Origin of the sequence: Bacillus fungorum (assembly GCF_002746455.1) — a bacterium.
In the GTDB taxonomy this organism is placed as follows: Bacteria; Bacillota; Bacilli; order Bacillales; family Bacillaceae_G; genus Bacillus_A; species Bacillus_A fungorum.
Map to the genome: position 1 here is coordinate 1 of NZ_NWUW01000028.1, position 16,364 is coordinate 16,364.

The following is a 16,364-nucleotide window of genomic DNA, read 5'->3' on the forward strand; positions in this document are numbered from 1 at the left end:
TCGATAACTTTCATTTCCGTTCAAATAACGTAGAACGATTTGTATTTTTTCATCAGCTGTAAATTTAGCCATAGAAAAACTGCACCTCCAATTGTTAGACTGTGTCTAACAATTGGGGTGCAGTTCACAAATTTGCTACTCTTTTTTCTATCCAAGAACTTCTAATCACACCGATTACTTCCGGGTATGAGCACCTCGTTTCCACATAAAATAACGTTACCAGTTTAGATATTGTTTAGTTAAACTGGACTACTCATAAGGATGTGTATCAACATGGTAAAAACAAACAAATTACTAGTTCCAGGTGCTGAACAAGCGCTTGAACAATTTAAATATGAAATTGCGCAAGAATTCGGTGTAAGTTTAGGATCTAATACAGCATCTCGTTCTAATGGATCAGTTGGTGGTGAAGTAACAAAACGCCTTGTCGCTTTAGCTCAACAACAATTACGTGGATAGTCCTATAACATATGGCTTAGAGGCAGATATTCTCTGCCTCTTTCTATTTTTAACATACATAATCGTGCTTTTTCACATACTAGTAAGAACAAACTGAAAGGAACGATATGTCACATGAAACGGATTAATATTAGCATGAGTCCTCCCCGTGTTCTTACTTTGTCTTTTATTATGTTATCAATTATCGGTACATGCTTATTAAAACTATCAATTGCTACAACAACGTCTATTTCATGGCTCGATGCTTTATTTACAACCGTTTCTGCTTGTACGGTTACAGGGCTTGGTGTTGTAGATACGGGAAAGGTATTTACTTTATTTGGACAGTGTGTCATTTTAACACTTATACAAGTGGGCGGACTTGGCATTATGAGCTTTGCCGTTTTAATTACAATTATGCTCGGTAGAAAAATTGGTCTTCAAAACCGAATTTTACTGCAACAGGCGTTAAATCAAACGAATATTGGCGGTGTCATACGTCTTGCCAAAGCATTATTTTTATTCTCCTTTACAGTAGAATGTATCGCTACGTTGATTCTTTCTTTTGAATGGGTACCGAAATACGGTATTGCTAAAGGGATTTATTATAGTTTTTTTCATTCGATCTCTGCTTTTAACAATGCAGGTTTTTCTGTATGGAGCGATAATTTAATGTCCCATTCTCATAGCATTCTTGTCAATCTCGTTATTTCCTCCCTCATTATTTTAGGTGGGATTGGTTTTACAGTAATCGTAGATATAAAAAGAAAGAAAAATTTTAAAAACCTTACATTACACTCAAAACTTATGCTCTCTTCTACTCTAATCGTTAATATTATTGCGACTGTTTTTATATTTATATTCGAGTTCCACAATTCTCTTTCTATGAGAGGCTTTACTCCATTTGAAGAGGGAATGGCTGCTTATTTCCAAGCCATTTCAACGCGTACAGCCGGATTTAATACAGTTGATATTTCTGCATTATCAAAGCCTTCCCTTTTATTAATGATGCTCCTTATGTTTATTGGTGCTGGTAGTGCTTCAACGGGTGGTGGAATTAAGTTAACAACTTTTTTAATCATGTTTTTTGGGGTGTTTAAATTTTTACAAGAACAAGATGATATTGTCGTGTTTAAAAAATCTATTAAAGATACTCTCATTGTCAAATCATTGACCATCACCATTATTTCCATTTCATTTATCTTTTTTGCTATTTTAATTTTAAGTATTACTGAGCGAGTTCCTCTATTGATGAGTGCTTTCGAAGTATTTTCAGCATTTGGGACTGTTGGCCTCAGTATGAATTTCACACCCCACTTAACTATGATTGGAAAAGCTATTATCATCTTTATGATGTTTTTCGGGAAAATGGGACCTTTAACATTAGCTTTTTCATTTGCACGTAAAAAGAACCGAAAAATAAAATATCCGAATGAAGATATTTTAACAGGTTGACAACCGTATAAATTATCCATATAATAAGAGTACAATAGCATATCTCCAAAGGGGAGTAGCGTCCAAGAATGTTTCTTGGAAACAAAGTCGTCATTACGTAGAACTTAGTTCTTCCGGCTTTGTTGGCATTTTCATTACATATGTCTAGCAAGACCTTTGCCTATTAACGGCAGAGGTCTTTTTTGCATTCGCTTCCAAATTCTTCCAAAGTTAATAGGCAGGAGTATGGGGAAACTAAATAGTGGGGAAATTCTTCACTTATTTAGTACTTATAGAAATGAGAGGAGAATGTACATGGATGTATCATTATTATTGGAGTATGGTTGGGTATTACTCATCCTAATTGCACTAGAGGGGATTTTAGCAGCTGATAACGCTCTCGTTCTTGCAATTATGGTAAAACATTTACCAGAAGAAAAACGAAAGAAAGCACTATTTTACGGATTAGCGGGGGCATTTGTTTTCCGTTTTGGATCGTTATTTATGATTTCTTTCCTAGTCGACGTATGGCAAGTGCAAGCAATCGGTGCCATTTACCTTATGTTTATCGCTGGTAATCATTTATTTAAAACCTATGTTAAAAAGAATACGGATGAAGAAACAGAAGAAAAAGAAGCAAAGAAAAAACAAGAGAACTTTTGGTGGACTGTATTTAAAGTTGAAGTTGCTGATATCGCCTTCGCAGTTGATTCTATTTTAGCTGCTGTTGCATTAGCAATGACTTTACCAAAAACAGGATTAGGTACAATTGGTAGTCTTGATACTGGGCAATTCGTTGTTATCTTTGTAGGTGGACTTATCGGATTAATCATTATGCGATTTGCAGCAACTGCTTTCGTACAAATATTAAAACGTAAACCAGGACTTGAAACTGCAGCATTTTTAATTGTAGGTTGGGTTGGTGTGAAACTAGCAGTTTATACATTAGCACACCCTGCATTAAATGTAATTCCGCATTCCTTCCCAGAATCTACACCATGGAAGCTTACATTCTGGATTGTATTAGTTGGAATCGCAGTTGGCGGCTGGTTCTTCTCGAAAGAAGTAGAAGTAAAAGTAGAAAAGAATTTAGACGAAAAAGCGCTGTAATTACAGCGCTTTTTCTTTTTCCGTTTCAATTCCCTCTCTATTTTCAGAAAAAATTCCATTATACTATATTTTGTAAGCGCCTTCTTTCAGTGTGTATGTCCTTTTTGTGAAATATTACACAAACTTATTGAAACTATGACCGAATCCATGTACTTTATTCATATAAGGAGTATTTATAGATGATGTACTAAAGGAGCGTATTACTCATGCTAGAACAAGGATTAGATTATGTTGTCAAACTGGCTAAGAGCAAAAAACAAATGTTAGATACAAACCCGATGCAATATTTCATTCGCGCCGCACTTGCAGGTATTTATATCGGTTTTATTATTGTACTATGTTTTAAATTAGGTAACTTTTTTCACATTGCAGATTCACCAGCAACTTATTTAGCTGCTTCTATGTTTTTCGGAATTGCCCTCGTACTTATTATATATGGGGGGGCTGAATTGTTTACTGGAAATACAATGTACTTCACTGTAGCAACTTTAAGAAAAGAAACAACAATTGCTGATACACTTCGTAACTGGGTCGCTTGTTATGCAGGTAATTTGGCTGGAGCTTTATTCTTTGCCTTACTCTTTTATGCAACTGGAATTTTTGAAGCAATTGATCACGGTCATTTCATGAATAAAGTAGTAGAAGGAAAAATGAATACACCTACAATACAGTTATTCTTTAAAGCAATTTTATGTAACTGGCTTGTATGTCTTGCGTGTTTCTTACCTTCTCAAGTTAAAGGTGATACAGCAAAAATGATGATGATGATGCTACTCGTTTTCACATTCTTCTTATCTGGTTACGAGCATAGCATTGCAAACTTATCACTGTTTGCTTTATCTTTAGTTTCACCACACCCGGAGACAATTTCTTTTGCAGGTGCTATTCATAACTTAATTCCAGTTACAATTGGTAACATTATTGGCGGGTCTGTATTTGTCGGTATGGTATACCATTACTTGACAAAAAAAGTACCTGACGTGAAACAAGAAGAAACTGAATTAGTAGCAGCTCAACAAGAAGAGATTATTCCATTGCAAGCGCATATGAAACATTAAAAACTCCAAAGTTTTACTTTGGAGTTTTTAGCTCCCCACATATTTAACAACAAGGTGAGGATTAATCTCACCTTCTTCCTTTCCTTCATTAATTCTCTGCTTCATCTTATGCATACCGATGACATCATTCGTATGAAGGTGAATTTCATTTACATATAACCCCTCTTTACAAAAAGCCTCTACAAAATCTAATCCACTTTTTTCTCCCCATCCCATATTGAAATCAAGAGAAAGAATATTCACATCATAATCCCGAACCATTTGCAAGGCACATTCTACTGTAGTTGCCACCACATACCCGTACGGGCAACTTCTTTGATCATCCATATATACATTCATTTTCTATTCCCTCTCTATTTTGTATATGTGACCAACATATAACACATTGCCCCAAGGCTAATAAAAGGGCCAAACGGAATTTGGGTCCTTATTTTAATACGTTTTAATACGATACCAGCTCCAAAGAAGCAAAGACTAAAGCAAGATGCTAAAAATAAAATCATAAAAATCCCTTTCAATCCCACTATAAATCCAAGTAACGAAAGTAATTTTATATCCCCTCCACCAAGCCCTTCTGGATATATCTTTTGCATGCAATATAACAAAATAAATATAACGCCACTACCAACTATACTATCTGTCCAAGTAACTAACGGTACAAAAGCACATTCTAAAATGAGTAAACAGGCAAACCAAGCTAAAATACGATTAGGGATTAACATATATATGTAATCTGTAATTGAAATAATAAGAAGTAACGAAAAAAGCGATAAAATGATGATAAGCTCTCGTTCCACCCCGATCATATATACAGTAAGAAGAAATATCATTCCGGTTACAAGTTCAAATACTACGTACAAAATTGAAATTTCCCTCTTACAATTCGTACAACGTCCTCTTTGTATACAAAAAGAAATAATGGGAATCAATTCTTTTGGCTTTAGCACATACTTACAATAATGACAATGTGAACGCGGGGTAATGATAGACTCACCTAGTGGAACTCTCATCGCGATTAACATAAAAAAAGAACCAAACACCATCCCCACTAACAATGCATATAAATAAGTGAACATCCCTTCCTCTCCTTTCCAGAAGAACATAGCAAAAAAAGGAGAGAACTTCTACTTCATATTATCTCTATTCTATTAAAAAAGCAGGCCATTTTCTGGCCTGCTTTCCCCTCTTTTATACGATGAAATATACTGCTTTTAATGGTCCATGTACTCCGACAACAAGATTCATTTCAATATCTGCCGAGTTACTGGGTCCTGTAATAAAGTTAATACAAGATGCCACTGTCTCGCCATTTTCTACACGCGTGTTCATATCCTGAACTGCTTGTGTAATACGAGGCACAAGTGTTTCACGTGGAATAATAGCAAAGTATACAGTCGGTAAAAAGTGTAAAGAACGACCTTGGCCTTTATGACTTTGTACAACAATCGTACCAGATTCAGCTAAAGTATAATCACTAAATGCAATTCCAATATTCGCTCTTTCTGCGATACGCATATTCTCTTCTTTTTTCTCAGGATCCCATACGTTCACTTCAACATTTTGCTTTGGAAGTTCTTCTTTAAATAAAGAAGTCAACCCATAAGAATCAAAACGTTCATCTGCCGATAACATAATAGGTCCCCCGCCGTTTTCCACGATTACTTTTTGCATATCTTCACGTAAACGGTCGTTTGTCGTTTCCACAACAGTTGTATGAATGTTTGTACATTGATTTTTAAATACTTCTAACAATTCTTCTTGTGAATAATCTTTTAACGTTTCTTTATTCACATTATTTTTCCATACTGGACGTTTTACACCATCCGTTTTACGCGCGCGTCCAAGTTCTTTTGCAATATTCTCTAGAAAGGACTCACGGTTTTGAATTAATCCTGTCATTATTTGTCCCCGCCTTTCTTATGATCTTTATACCAATCACGGAATCGTTCTTTACTTGGAGCCGGGAATTCACGAATATCTGTCCAGTTTTTAAGTGGCCCAACACCTTTTGATACACGGTTACCAGATGTAAATGGACTCATTGCTGCTGGCGCCATTTTTGATCCCATTTTATATAAAGCTGCTGAAGATGCACCCATACTAAACATTTTCATTGCTAATTTTTCTGCAAGTGGTGCACGTCCTTCTTGCTCAACGATAACTTGACGATGTTTTAATAATAAATCATGCAATGGAATTTTTACTGGACAAGCTTCTGTACACGCTCCGCATAAACTAGAGGCATAAGGAAGCTCTTTGTAATCATCGTATCCACCTAAAAGTGGTGTTAATACCGCACCAATTGGTCCTGAGTATATAGAACCATATGAATGTCCACCAACATGACGATATACAGGACATACGTTAACACAAGCAGCACAACGAATACATTGCAATACTTGACGGAATTCAGATCCAAGAATTTGAGAACGACCATTATCGACAACAACTAAGTGGAATTCTTCTGGTCCATCTACTTCCTCTTTTTGAATTGGTCCCGCTACAGTTACATAACTTGTTAACTTTTGACCTACTGCGCTACGACAAAGTAAACCAACTAAAACATCTAATTCTTCCATTGTCGGAACCATACGTTCCATACCCATTACTGCAATTTGTGTTTTTGGAATCGACATGACAAGATCGGCATTACCTTCATTCGTTACTAAACAAAGAGAACCAGTATTTGCAACAGCGAAGTTACAACCTGTCACACCAATTTCTGCATCCATAAATTTTTCACGAAGTTGTTTACGAACAAACTTCGTCATTTCGTAAGGATCATCAGAATTTTCATAGCCAAGCTTTTCTTTAAATACATCACGAATTTGCGTTCTATTTTTATGAAGTGCAGGCGCAATAATATGTGAAGGTGGATCGTTATCTACTTGCAGAATATACTCTCCTAAGTCACTTTCTAACACTTCACAACCGATTTCTTCAAGCGCATGGTTCATACTAATTTCTTCTGTTACCATCGACTTTGATTTTACTACTTTTTTTGCCTGCTTCTTTTTTGCAACCTCTTGAATATACTTTGCTGCTTCCTCTTTCGTTTTTGCAAAGTATACATGTCCGCCTCTTTTTGATACATTTTCACTTAACTGCATTAAGTAATAATCAAGATTTTCTAACGTATGTTGACGAATTTCTTCACCGAGTTCACGCCATTCTTCCCAGTTTCCTAATTCGTCTGCTGCTTTTAAGCGATTCGTATATAAGCGCGTTTGTGCAGAAGATACTGCTCCGCGCATAAACGAATCTTGAATTCCGTCGCCAACGCGATCATTAAATTTTTTCTCACTGATTTTCATAGACATAGCTTATGTTCCCCCTTCATGAGCGACTATTCAGTACCTCAGCAATATGCATTACTTTTATTTCTTTTCCTAAACGCTCAATACGTCCGCCAATGTTTAACAAACACCCACAATCTGAACCGATTAAATAATCAGCACCTGTTTGCATTGCACTATCTACCTTTTCATCTACCATTTGCTCAGAAATTGGAGTCATCTTCACTGAAAACGTTCCCCCAAACCCGCAACAATTTTGCACATTTGGCAGCTCTCTCACAGTTAATCCTTTTACATTTGACAATAAAATTCCTGGTGCTTCTGTTACTCCAAGCATACGTGTCATATGACATGATTTATGAATAGTAGCAACCCCTGGTAAACTTGCACCAACATCAGTAACCTTTAAAACATCTACAATAAATTGTGTAAATTCATATGTTTTATCAGCAACTTTTTGTGCACGTTTAGCCCACTTCGGATCATCTTTAAAAACATGCGGATACTCATGAAACATTGTCGCACAAGAACCAGATGGCGTAACGATATATTCTGCATCTTCAAAAGTTTCAATCATATGTTTCATCGCTTCTTTTGCTGCTTCTACATGGCCGCTATTATAAGCAGGCTGACCGCAACAAACTTGCGCTTCTGGAAATTCAATTTCACAACCTAAACGCTCCAACACTTCAACTGTTGCTTTGCCGACGTTTGTTTCAAACATATCGACTAAACAAGTAACAAATAAAGTAACTTTCATAATTATTATTCCCCCTCATTACAACTTCGCCAACAAACATATGGTCATCAGATGACTAAGAAAAGAAGAAGTAGGCTCAACCACGGCCTATCCTCTCCCTCTTCTAAAGAAAACGCTTACTTAATCTCTCTCTATTTTATCAAAAAATTTGATTTTTAAAAGATTAAATTACGAGTTTATATCGTTTTTACCTGTGACAATATGTTCTACATTTGTTAAATGATCTAGCATTGCTTGCTGCGCTAACTCTACATCTTGCTTTAACACTGCATCATATATAACTTGATGCTCTTCTATAAGTCGTTCTGATGTTGTTTGTTCACCATATAAAATAATGCGTCTCGATTCACCAATCGTTTCAGCAATCATCTCTGAAACATGATTCATGAGTTCAAGCAAAATGTTATTATGCGAAGACTCCGCAATTCCCATATGGAACTGAAAATCTGCTTTTTCACCAGCTTTTTCATCTCCAATGCTCTTTGCCATTTCACCTAACCAATGCTTCATATTTTGCAAATTAGCTTCCGTACGTTTTGCCGCAGCTGCTCGAACTGCCCCCACTTCAAGCACCTTTCGTACTTCTAATAAATTCAAAATATCTTCTTTCTTCATTAATAATCTATTGTTTAATGATTTTGTTAATGAAGAAGAATCGAAATTCTTCACATATGTACCTTCTCCTTGTTTCATCTCAATTAAGCCCATCGCTCTTAGCGCACTTAGCGCTTCACGAACAGCAGATCTGCCAACTTGAAACTGCTCAGCTAATTGATGTACAGGAAGTAGTTTGTCACCAGGTTTTAACGTACCATTTTTAATCATTGTTAAAATAGCTTCAGATACTTCTTCGTAAATCTTTTTCGGTTTAATAGATTTGTACTCCAGTTAAATCACCTCAGTATCTTCCAAACAACAATTGAAACGATTTATAAGAACTTTGCATCATAACTATTTTAGAACGAATTGGTAAGAAGTACAAATGTTTTGTTCATAAAATCGTCAATTTTTTGATATTTATTACATATTGATTTATATCTTTACGTATAACTATTGACTTCAATAGAAAAAGCATGTCCTAAAAATTAGAACATGCTCTCCTCATCCTGTACTTTTAATTTAATACTAATCGTCGTTCCATTCCCTTTTTCACTTTCAATTTGCCACTGTCCATCATGTATATGAACAATTTGTCTTACAATAGCAAGGCCTAAACCTGTTCCACCATGTTGACGACTTCTCGCTTTATCAACTCTGTAAAAACGTTCGCCAAGGTTTTCTAAATGCTCTGTATCAATACCGATTCCTGTATCTTTTATGTTCAGTTCACAGTAATCATCTATCTGCCTGAGCGTTATCATAATGTCCCCGTTTTGATTTGTATACCGTATCGCATTATCTAACACGTTATGAAGCACTTGTTGCATACGATCCTCATCAATCATTACAATAATCTCTGGATTTAAATTTGTTGAAATACGAATTTCTTTTTCTATAAACTTAATCTCATACGTATCTAACACATCTTCAATCAGTTGTGAAAAAACGATAGGTTGTTTCTTTAACGGAAAATGTTCCCCTTCTAACTGCGCTAAATCTAACAAATCATGCACGAGACGCTGCATGCGATCTGCTTCTTTATGAATAAGCTGCGTTACTTTTTCCTGCTGCGGTCCCTTCGCTACACCATCTAAAATAGCCTCGCTATATCCTTTTATATAACTAAGCGGTGTTCTTAGTTCATGCGAAACGTTAGCTAAAAATTCCTTCCGCTTTACGTCTTCTGTCTCTAAAGAATTTGCCATTTTATTAAATGCTTTTCCTAATCGTCCAATTTCATCTTCGGAAGAAATTGTAATTCGTTCTGAGAAATCTCCCGTAGCCAAATGATTGGCAACTCGTTCCATTTGCGAAAGAGGTCTCGTAATAGCAATAATAATTTTTCTACCAATCCATATTGTCAGTAAAGTTATAGCAAGTGCTAACGGTGCTAAAATAAGTCCCATATCATATATTAAGTCTTTTATACTTTTTAAAGGAATATAAGAATATACAATGCCAACTAATTTTTTCTTTTCTAAAACAGGGATAACAACCCCCATAATATTTCGGTCAAAATGTTCCTCATATCCTATCTTTGTCACAGTTTTTCCATCCAATAATGCTTGCCTGTCCCCTTCACTTATAAGAGAATGATGATGCACATCAAAAGGTAAACATGCGCTTAAATCACGTGGGTTAGATACGAAAAGAACGTCTGAACTAGATATTTGATCAAATGCTCTTACTTTCTCTTCAAAGGTTGATATTCCTTCACGTTTATCATATTGCGCAGCAAGACGCTTTCCTTCCATTACTAATGAATCTTTTAAATTATCAACGTATAGTTTTTCATACGAGTATAAAGATACAAAATAAAGAAAGGAAACTGTTACAAATACTGCACATACTACTGTCAGCCAAAGCTTCTGTACCATCGTAAACATACGTTACACCTCAAATTTATAGCCTACACCCCAAACAGTTTGAATGTAGTTTCCACTTTTTCCAAGCTTCAAACGCATCGTTTTCACATGCGTATCTACTGTTCTTGTACTTCCGGCATAATCATATCCCCATACCTTTTCCAGCAATTGTTCCCGGCTAAATACTTGTCCCGTATGTTGGCAAAGAAAATAGAGTAAATCAAACTCTTTTACTGTAAGAGAAATCGGTTCACCATCAGCCTCAATCTTCCTACTTTTTTCATTAATAAAAATCGGTCCAAACTGAATCTCCTCTTGTTGCTCTTGCTTTGTATAACGTCTTAATACAGCTTCCATACGAGCGATTAGTTCACCAGGACTAAATGGCTTTACAATATAATCATCTGCTCCCATACGTAAGCCATTCACCCTATTCCACTCTTCACCTTTTGCTGTTAAAAATATAATTGGTACATCTGACGTTTTTCTAATTTCTTTACAAACTGAAAGTCCATCCATCTCTGGCATCATAATATCTAGTACAACGAAATCATAATGATCCGTTTCTAATTTTTTTAGTGCCTCTTTTCCATTTTCAGCTTCTCCCCACTCGTATCCGAAATTATCTAAGTACATTCCAACGAGCTGCCTCATATCACTTTCATCATCTACAACTAGCACCCTATATCTATTCATTTTCCTTCCCTTCCCTCTCTATGAGTTGAAACGGCCCTTTTCCGACTTTAATTGTTTGTTTTATTTTCAAGTTCTTCATATCCATAACGCACAATTCATCACTATCATAGCTTGCTACGTATCCTTCTGCTCCGCTCTTCAAAAATGCAAATGGGTTTGATCCTACTTCTGCAGAAGCCACCTCTTTATACGTGCTAACGTCAAACTTTCTAAGCGTATTCGAACCGTGACTTAATGCATATACATACTTACTATCCTTCGTTATATTTACAGGCATAAACGGAGCGTGTAAAGAACGTACCATTTCTCCGCTCTGTAAAGAATACACTAATACTTTCTCATTGACTTGATTTCCATCACCATGTCCGCCAATCCATATTTCTTTCCCATCCGGACTAATTGTCGCTCCTGTTGACGCTGGGGGAATCATAAAAGATTGTATAACTTCTCTTTTCTTTGTATCAATTGTCATTAGCTTCGTATCATAAAAGTTTAATACTGATAACTGGTTATGGTACTCTACCATCGTTATTGGTCCTTTTCCGGTTGACACACTCCCTGTCTCTTTCCCTTTTATCGTAAAGAACCTTACCTTTTGAGCAGTTTGATCGGCAGCAAATAATTGTTTTTTATCTTCGGATACGATCACATTTACAATACCTTTTCCAGTTTTATATTTTTCCACTTGTCTTCCTTCTGCTAGTGAATATACATACATGTACTCTAACTGCTTACCATATACAAGTACATCTTCATCGTTTGGAAGTAGTGCAATCCCTGCCATTGGTTCATTAAGTTCCCATGTCGTAATTAACTTTTTCGTTTGTTTATCAACAAAACTAATACTACCTTCTTTTATATTCGTTGTTATAATAACACTTTTATCTTTAGCAATCGGTGTATACGAACTTCCTTGACACCCTACTAATAGAAATAAAAAACAGAGAAGAAAAACATACTTTCTCAAAAGATTCCCTCCATCTTCAGATGATTTCGTTATAATTGTAAAATAACAAATAAATGTGTGGAAAGTGTGAAATTTCCCTTTCTTACTTCATTTACATATATAATGTACAACAAATAGAATTTGAGGTGTGCAAATTATGCTTTTTCCTGATTTAGCGAATAAAATTGTACGAGAAGTACGCAGACTAATTAAAGAAAATATCATTATCATTAATATACAAGGCGTTATTATCGCAAGTACAGATATAGAAAGAATCGGTCAATTTCATGAGGGCGCACTCCGCTGTGCGAAACAAAAGAAAACTGTCATTATTACAAAAGAAGATGAACAACGTTTGCAAGGCGTAAAGGCGGGTATGAACCTCCCTTTACTATTCCATGACGAAGTAATTGGTGTCATTGGAATTACAGGCGAACCTGAAAATATTTCACAATACGGAGAAATATTACGTAAAATGACCGAACTACTCATTCACGAAAACTATTTTTTAGAACAACTAGAACTTGAACACCGTTCTTATGAAGCATTTGTCTTTGATTGGCTTCAAAGTACAGACTGGTCTCCAAGTTTTCTAGATCGCGCAAAAACACTTGGTATTGATTTATATAGGAAGAAACAACTCATTTTGTTCTCTATCGATCAAGATGACACGATGCTTCAGCGTAAGATTTGGCAACACGTACGCAATCTATTAACAAAGGAGCATCTATTTGTTCGCTGGGGAAATGATCGATTTATTTTATTTACAGCCACGAACTCCAAAGAGCAAACGTATCAATTTTTAAAACGATTAAAACAAGACTGTGAAACTTTATTTTCTATTCCTTTATATATCGGGATTGGACAATCCGTTACGCCAAACAATATGAACTTATCGTACGAACAAGCGTTACAAGCTCTTTCTGTATCACTTGAAACGAAAAAAATTGTATTTAATGAAGATTTACGTTTAGAAATGTGCTTACAAGATATTTCTGCTGAAACGCGGGAACTGTTTCTAAGGCGCACCATCGAAAACTTACTATCATCGCCTGAGCTTATACACACTTTACGTTTATTTATCGATTATAACCAATCCTATAAACAAACAGCGAAGCAATTACATATACACATTAACACATTGCATTACAGACTAAAAAAAATTGAGGAGTATACAGGACTTGATCCGAAACAATTCAAAGACTTAAACATTTTATACTTCTCACTCCTCTTATTAGATAATTATACAAAAAATAACGATAAAACAGATTAATTTTTAGATGATTATACATAGAAAGAATCCCCCAACTTTTTTATCATTATAATGAAAGCACTGTGACAACGTTTTTTATAATGACTAAATACGTTAACAGTTTGAGGGGGATTTCCAATGTTAGAAAAGCAAATTATTGATTCATTCGTATCCATTGTTGGCGAAGGTAATGTAGATACATCCAATATGGGGCGTTTAACGTATAGTTATGATGCCACTCCAAATTTCCAAGCAATGCCTGATGCAGTCATTGCTCCTCGTAATACAAATGAAGTAGCAGAAGTGTTAAAAGTATGTAACACTCACAACATCCCTGTATATGTTCGCGGTTCTGGAACAAACCTTTGCGCAGGAACATGTCCACTTGAAGGCGGTATCGTCCTTATCTTCCGTCATATGAATAACATTTTAGAAATTGATGAAGAGAATTTAACAATCACTGTACAAGCTGGTGTGATTACACTTGATATTATTAAAGCAGTAGAAGAAAAAGGTTTATTTTATCCACCAGATCCAAGCTCAATGAAAATTTCTACAATCGGCGGTAACATTAATGAAAACTCAGGTGGCTTACGCGGATTAAAATATGGCGTAACACGTGATTATGTGATGGGTCTTGAACTTGTCTTACCAAATGGCGATATTATTCGTACTGGTGGTAAATTAGCAAAAGATGTAGCTGGTTACGATTTAACTCGGTTATTTATCGGTTCTGAAGGAACACTTGGCGTCGTAACAGAAGCAATATTAAAACTTGTTCCTATGCCTGAAACGAAGAAAACGATGCTTGCGCTCTATGAAGATATTAATGAAGCTGCACGTGCTGTTTCTTCTATTATTGCAAATAAAATCATTCCAGCGACACTTGAGTTTTTAGACCAGCCGACAATTGAAGTAGTAGAAGAGTTTGCACAAATCGGTTTACCAACTGACGTAAAAGCAATTTTATTAATTGAACAAGATGGTCCGCCTGAAGTTGTCAATCGAGATATTGAAAAAATGGCTAATGTTTGCCGCTCTATGAATGCAGTCGATGTTCGCGTTGCAAAAGATGAAGCAGAAGCAGATGCGCTTCGGACCGCTCGCCGTAGCGCACTATCAGCACTGGCAAGACTAAAACCTACAACAATACTGGAAGATGCAACGGTACCACGCTCACAGATTGCTCCGATGGTTGAAGCTATTAATGCCATTGCCAAAAAATATAATATTCCTATTTGTACGTTTGGGCATGCTGGCGATGGCAACCTACACCCAACTTGTATGACAGATGCTCGCAACGAAGAAGAAATGCTCCGAGCTGAACAAGCTTTTGCTGAAATATTTTCGAAAGCAATCGAACTTGGTGGCACGATCACTGGTGAACATGGTGTTGGTGCCATGAAAGCTCCGTATTTAGAAATGAAACTAGGTAAAGAAGGTATTGCTGCTATGCAAGGAATTAAACAAGCCTTCGATCCAAATAACATTATGAATCCAGGAAAGATGTTCGCGAAAGACACTCGCAAAAGAGTGGTGGTTGAGCGATGACAACATTAAATAAAGAAAATATTCAAAAAGAATTTAAAGAGCGATTAAGTGAAGATGAACTACTAAACTGTATGCGATGCGGTTTCTGCTTACCAACTTGCCCTACTTACATTCAATCTGGATATAAAGAATCACATTCACCACGAGGACGTATCGCATTAATGAAAGCGGTCGTTGACGGTTTAATTGAGCCAGATGAAGATGTTGAAAACACATTAAACGTTTGCCTTGGCTGCCGTGCTTGTGAACCTGTTTGTCCATCTGGTGTGAATTATGGACATTTATTAGAAGAAGCTCGTGATATTATAAATCAAAACAAAAAGTTCTCGGTGCCAGTGAGAGCCGTTCGCAAAGTCGTTTTTGAAGGACTATTCCCGCATAAAAATCGAATGAGAACATTAACCGGACTAATTGGGTTTTATCAACGTTCTGGTTTACAAACGATAACACATAAAACAGGGATTATGAAGTTATTCCCTGAAACACTTGCAACGATGGATCTCGTTTTACCAAAAGTTCCTAAAATGAAAGCAATGAAAGATCGTCCTGAATTTTTAGCTGCTGAAAGTACAAAGAAGAAACAAGTTGCATTCTTCACAGGTTGTTTAATGGATACGATGTTTTTAGAGACAAATAACGCAACGATGAAACTTCTTCAGTTAGCTGGTTGTGATATCGTTATTCCGAAAACACAAAGTTGCTGCGGAGCATTACATGGTCATGCTGGTGAGAAAAGTGGAGCAAAAGAATTAGCGAAACGCAATATAAAAGCATTCGAAGATTTAAACATCGACTATATTATTACGAATGCTGGTGGTTGCGGAGCTTATCTCGTAGACTACGATTATCTTTTAAAAGATGATCCACAGTGGGCTGAACGTGCAAAGCAGTTTGTTTCTAAAATTAAAGATATTACCGCTATTCTAGTAGAACTAGACTTCCATAAACGGAATGACTTACGACTCACGCCGCAAATTATTACGTATCAAGACTCTTGTCATTTACGCAATGTTATGCGAACATCTTCAGAACCTCGTATGTTACTAGAATCAATTCAAGGCGCAACATACCGCGAAATGAAAGATGCGGATCGCTGCTGTGGTTCTGCTGGTATTTACAATATTGTTCATGCAGAGCTATCCATGGAATTTCTAGATTATAAAATGGACCGTGTACATGAAACAGAAGCAGCAACCATTGTTACTGCAAATCCAGGTTGTTTATTACAAATGAAATTAGGTATTGAGCGAGAAGGGCTTTCTCATAAAATGAGAGGAATTCACATTGTAGATCTATTATTAGAAGCAATTGAAACCAACTCGTAATATACGTAATAATAGGAAAACGGCCATCTCCTT

Annotated in this window: 16 protein-coding genes and 1 riboswitch; of the genes, 7 read left to right on the forward strand and 9 right to left on the reverse strand. The window is 36.1% G+C overall.

Going from position 1 to position 16,364, the window contains the following annotated elements; all coding sequences use genetic code 11:
- The first annotated feature begins 273 nt into the window (after positions 1 to 273).
- The 4 genes from CO726_RS25275 to CO726_RS25290 all read left to right on the forward strand — a co-directional run bounded on the left by CO726_RS25275 (position 274) and on the right by CO726_RS25290 (position 4,040).
- On the forward strand, positions 274 to 459 hold the full coding sequence (locus tag CO726_RS25275; RefSeq protein ID WP_000241212.1) for an alpha/beta-type small acid-soluble spore protein: 186 nt from the start codon (positions 274 to 276) through the stop codon (positions 457 to 459).
- Between the two features lie 114 nt (positions 460 to 573).
- Positions 574 to 1,893, forward strand: a complete 1,320-nt coding sequence (locus CO726_RS25280; RefSeq protein ID WP_099686081.1) for a TrkH family potassium uptake protein — start codon at positions 574 to 576, stop codon at positions 1,891 to 1,893.
- A 38-nt stretch (positions 1,894 to 1,931) separates the two neighbouring features.
- Positions 1,932 to 2,097, forward strand: a riboswitch (yybP-ykoY riboswitch).
- A gap of 90 nt (positions 2,098 to 2,187) precedes the next feature.
- Positions 2,188 to 2,982, forward strand: coding sequence for a TerC family protein (locus CO726_RS25285; RefSeq protein WP_000383326.1), 795 nt, complete (start codon positions 2,188 to 2,190; stop codon positions 2,980 to 2,982).
- A gap of 206 nt (positions 2,983 to 3,188) precedes the next feature.
- Positions 3,189 to 4,040, forward strand: coding sequence for a formate/nitrite transporter family protein (locus CO726_RS25290; protein ID WP_098758793.1), 852 nt, complete (start codon positions 3,189 to 3,191; stop codon positions 4,038 to 4,040).
- A 27-nt stretch (positions 4,041 to 4,067) separates the two neighbouring features.
- On the opposite strand, the gene CO726_RS25295 is transcribed toward CO726_RS25290, so the two are convergent.
- The 9 genes from CO726_RS25295 to CO726_RS25335 form a co-directional block, all read right to left on the reverse strand.
- A complete protein-coding gene (locus CO726_RS25295) occupies positions 4,068 to 4,379 on the reverse strand; it encodes a cyclic-phosphate processing receiver domain-containing protein (protein ID WP_099686082.1) in 312 nt (103 codons plus the stop codon).
- 14 nt (positions 4,380 to 4,393) lie between these two features.
- Positions 4,394 to 5,116 (reverse strand): prepilin peptidase, encoded by a 723-nt coding sequence (locus CO726_RS25300; RefSeq protein WP_099686083.1) that lies wholly within the window; start codon positions 5,114 to 5,116, stop codon positions 4,394 to 4,396.
- 112 nt (positions 5,117 to 5,228) lie between these two features.
- A complete protein-coding gene (locus CO726_RS25305) occupies positions 5,229 to 5,939 on the reverse strand; it encodes a LutC/YkgG family protein (RefSeq protein WP_099686084.1) in 711 nt (236 codons plus the stop codon).
- Complete coding sequence (locus CO726_RS25310; protein ID WP_099686085.1) at positions 5,939 to 7,360, reverse strand: LutB/LldF family L-lactate oxidation iron-sulfur protein; 1,422 nt, start codon at positions 7,358 to 7,360, stop codon at positions 5,939 to 5,941. The genes CO726_RS25305 and CO726_RS25310 overlap by 1 nt, the downstream gene beginning before the upstream one ends.
- A gap of 16 nt (positions 7,361 to 7,376) precedes the next feature.
- Positions 7,377 to 8,096: a (Fe-S)-binding protein gene (locus tag CO726_RS25315; RefSeq protein WP_099686086.1), complete on the reverse strand. Its 720-nt coding sequence runs from the start codon at positions 8,094 to 8,096 to the stop codon at positions 7,377 to 7,379.
- A 168-nt stretch (positions 8,097 to 8,264) separates the two neighbouring features.
- Entirely contained in the window at positions 8,265 to 8,954 is a 690-nt protein-coding gene (locus tag CO726_RS25320; RefSeq protein WP_281259857.1) for a FadR/GntR family transcriptional regulator, read from the reverse strand.
- Positions 8,955 to 9,181: 227 nt separating this feature from the next.
- The gene (locus tag CO726_RS25325) at positions 9,182 to 10,582 is read right to left on the reverse strand and encodes a sensor histidine kinase (RefSeq protein ID WP_099686088.1); all 1,401 of its coding nucleotides are present in this window, start codon (positions 10,580 to 10,582) and stop codon (positions 9,182 to 9,184) included.
- A gap of 3 nt (positions 10,583 to 10,585) precedes the next feature.
- Positions 10,586 to 11,257 (reverse strand): response regulator transcription factor, encoded by a 672-nt coding sequence (locus tag CO726_RS25330; protein ID WP_099686089.1) that lies wholly within the window; start codon positions 11,255 to 11,257, stop codon positions 10,586 to 10,588.
- Positions 11,250 to 12,224 carry a YncE family protein gene (locus CO726_RS25335; protein ID WP_099686090.1) on the reverse strand — a complete coding sequence of 325 codons (975 nt, stop codon included), beginning with the start codon at positions 12,222 to 12,224 and terminating at the stop codon, positions 11,250 to 11,252. The genes CO726_RS25330 and CO726_RS25335 overlap by 8 nt, the downstream gene beginning before the upstream one ends.
- 136 nt (positions 12,225 to 12,360) lie before the next feature.
- Between CO726_RS25335 and CO726_RS25340 the strand changes: the two genes are divergently transcribed.
- The 3 genes from CO726_RS25340 (at position 12,361) to CO726_RS25350 (ending at position 16,331) form a co-directional block, all read left to right on the forward strand.
- Entirely contained in the window at positions 12,361 to 13,476 is a 1,116-nt protein-coding gene (locus tag CO726_RS25340; protein WP_099686091.1) for a CdaR family transcriptional regulator, read from the forward strand.
- Positions 13,477 to 13,593: 117 nt separating this feature from the next.
- A complete protein-coding gene (glcD, locus tag CO726_RS25345) occupies positions 13,594 to 15,006 on the forward strand; it encodes a glycolate oxidase subunit GlcD (RefSeq protein ID WP_099686092.1) in 1,413 nt (470 codons plus the stop codon).
- Complete coding sequence (locus CO726_RS25350) at positions 15,003 to 16,331, forward strand: (Fe-S)-binding protein (protein WP_099686093.1); 1,329 nt, start codon at positions 15,003 to 15,005, stop codon at positions 16,329 to 16,331. Before glcD ends, CO726_RS25350 begins: the two co-directional genes overlap by 4 nt.
- The last annotated feature ends 33 nt before the right edge of the window (positions 16,332 to 16,364 follow it).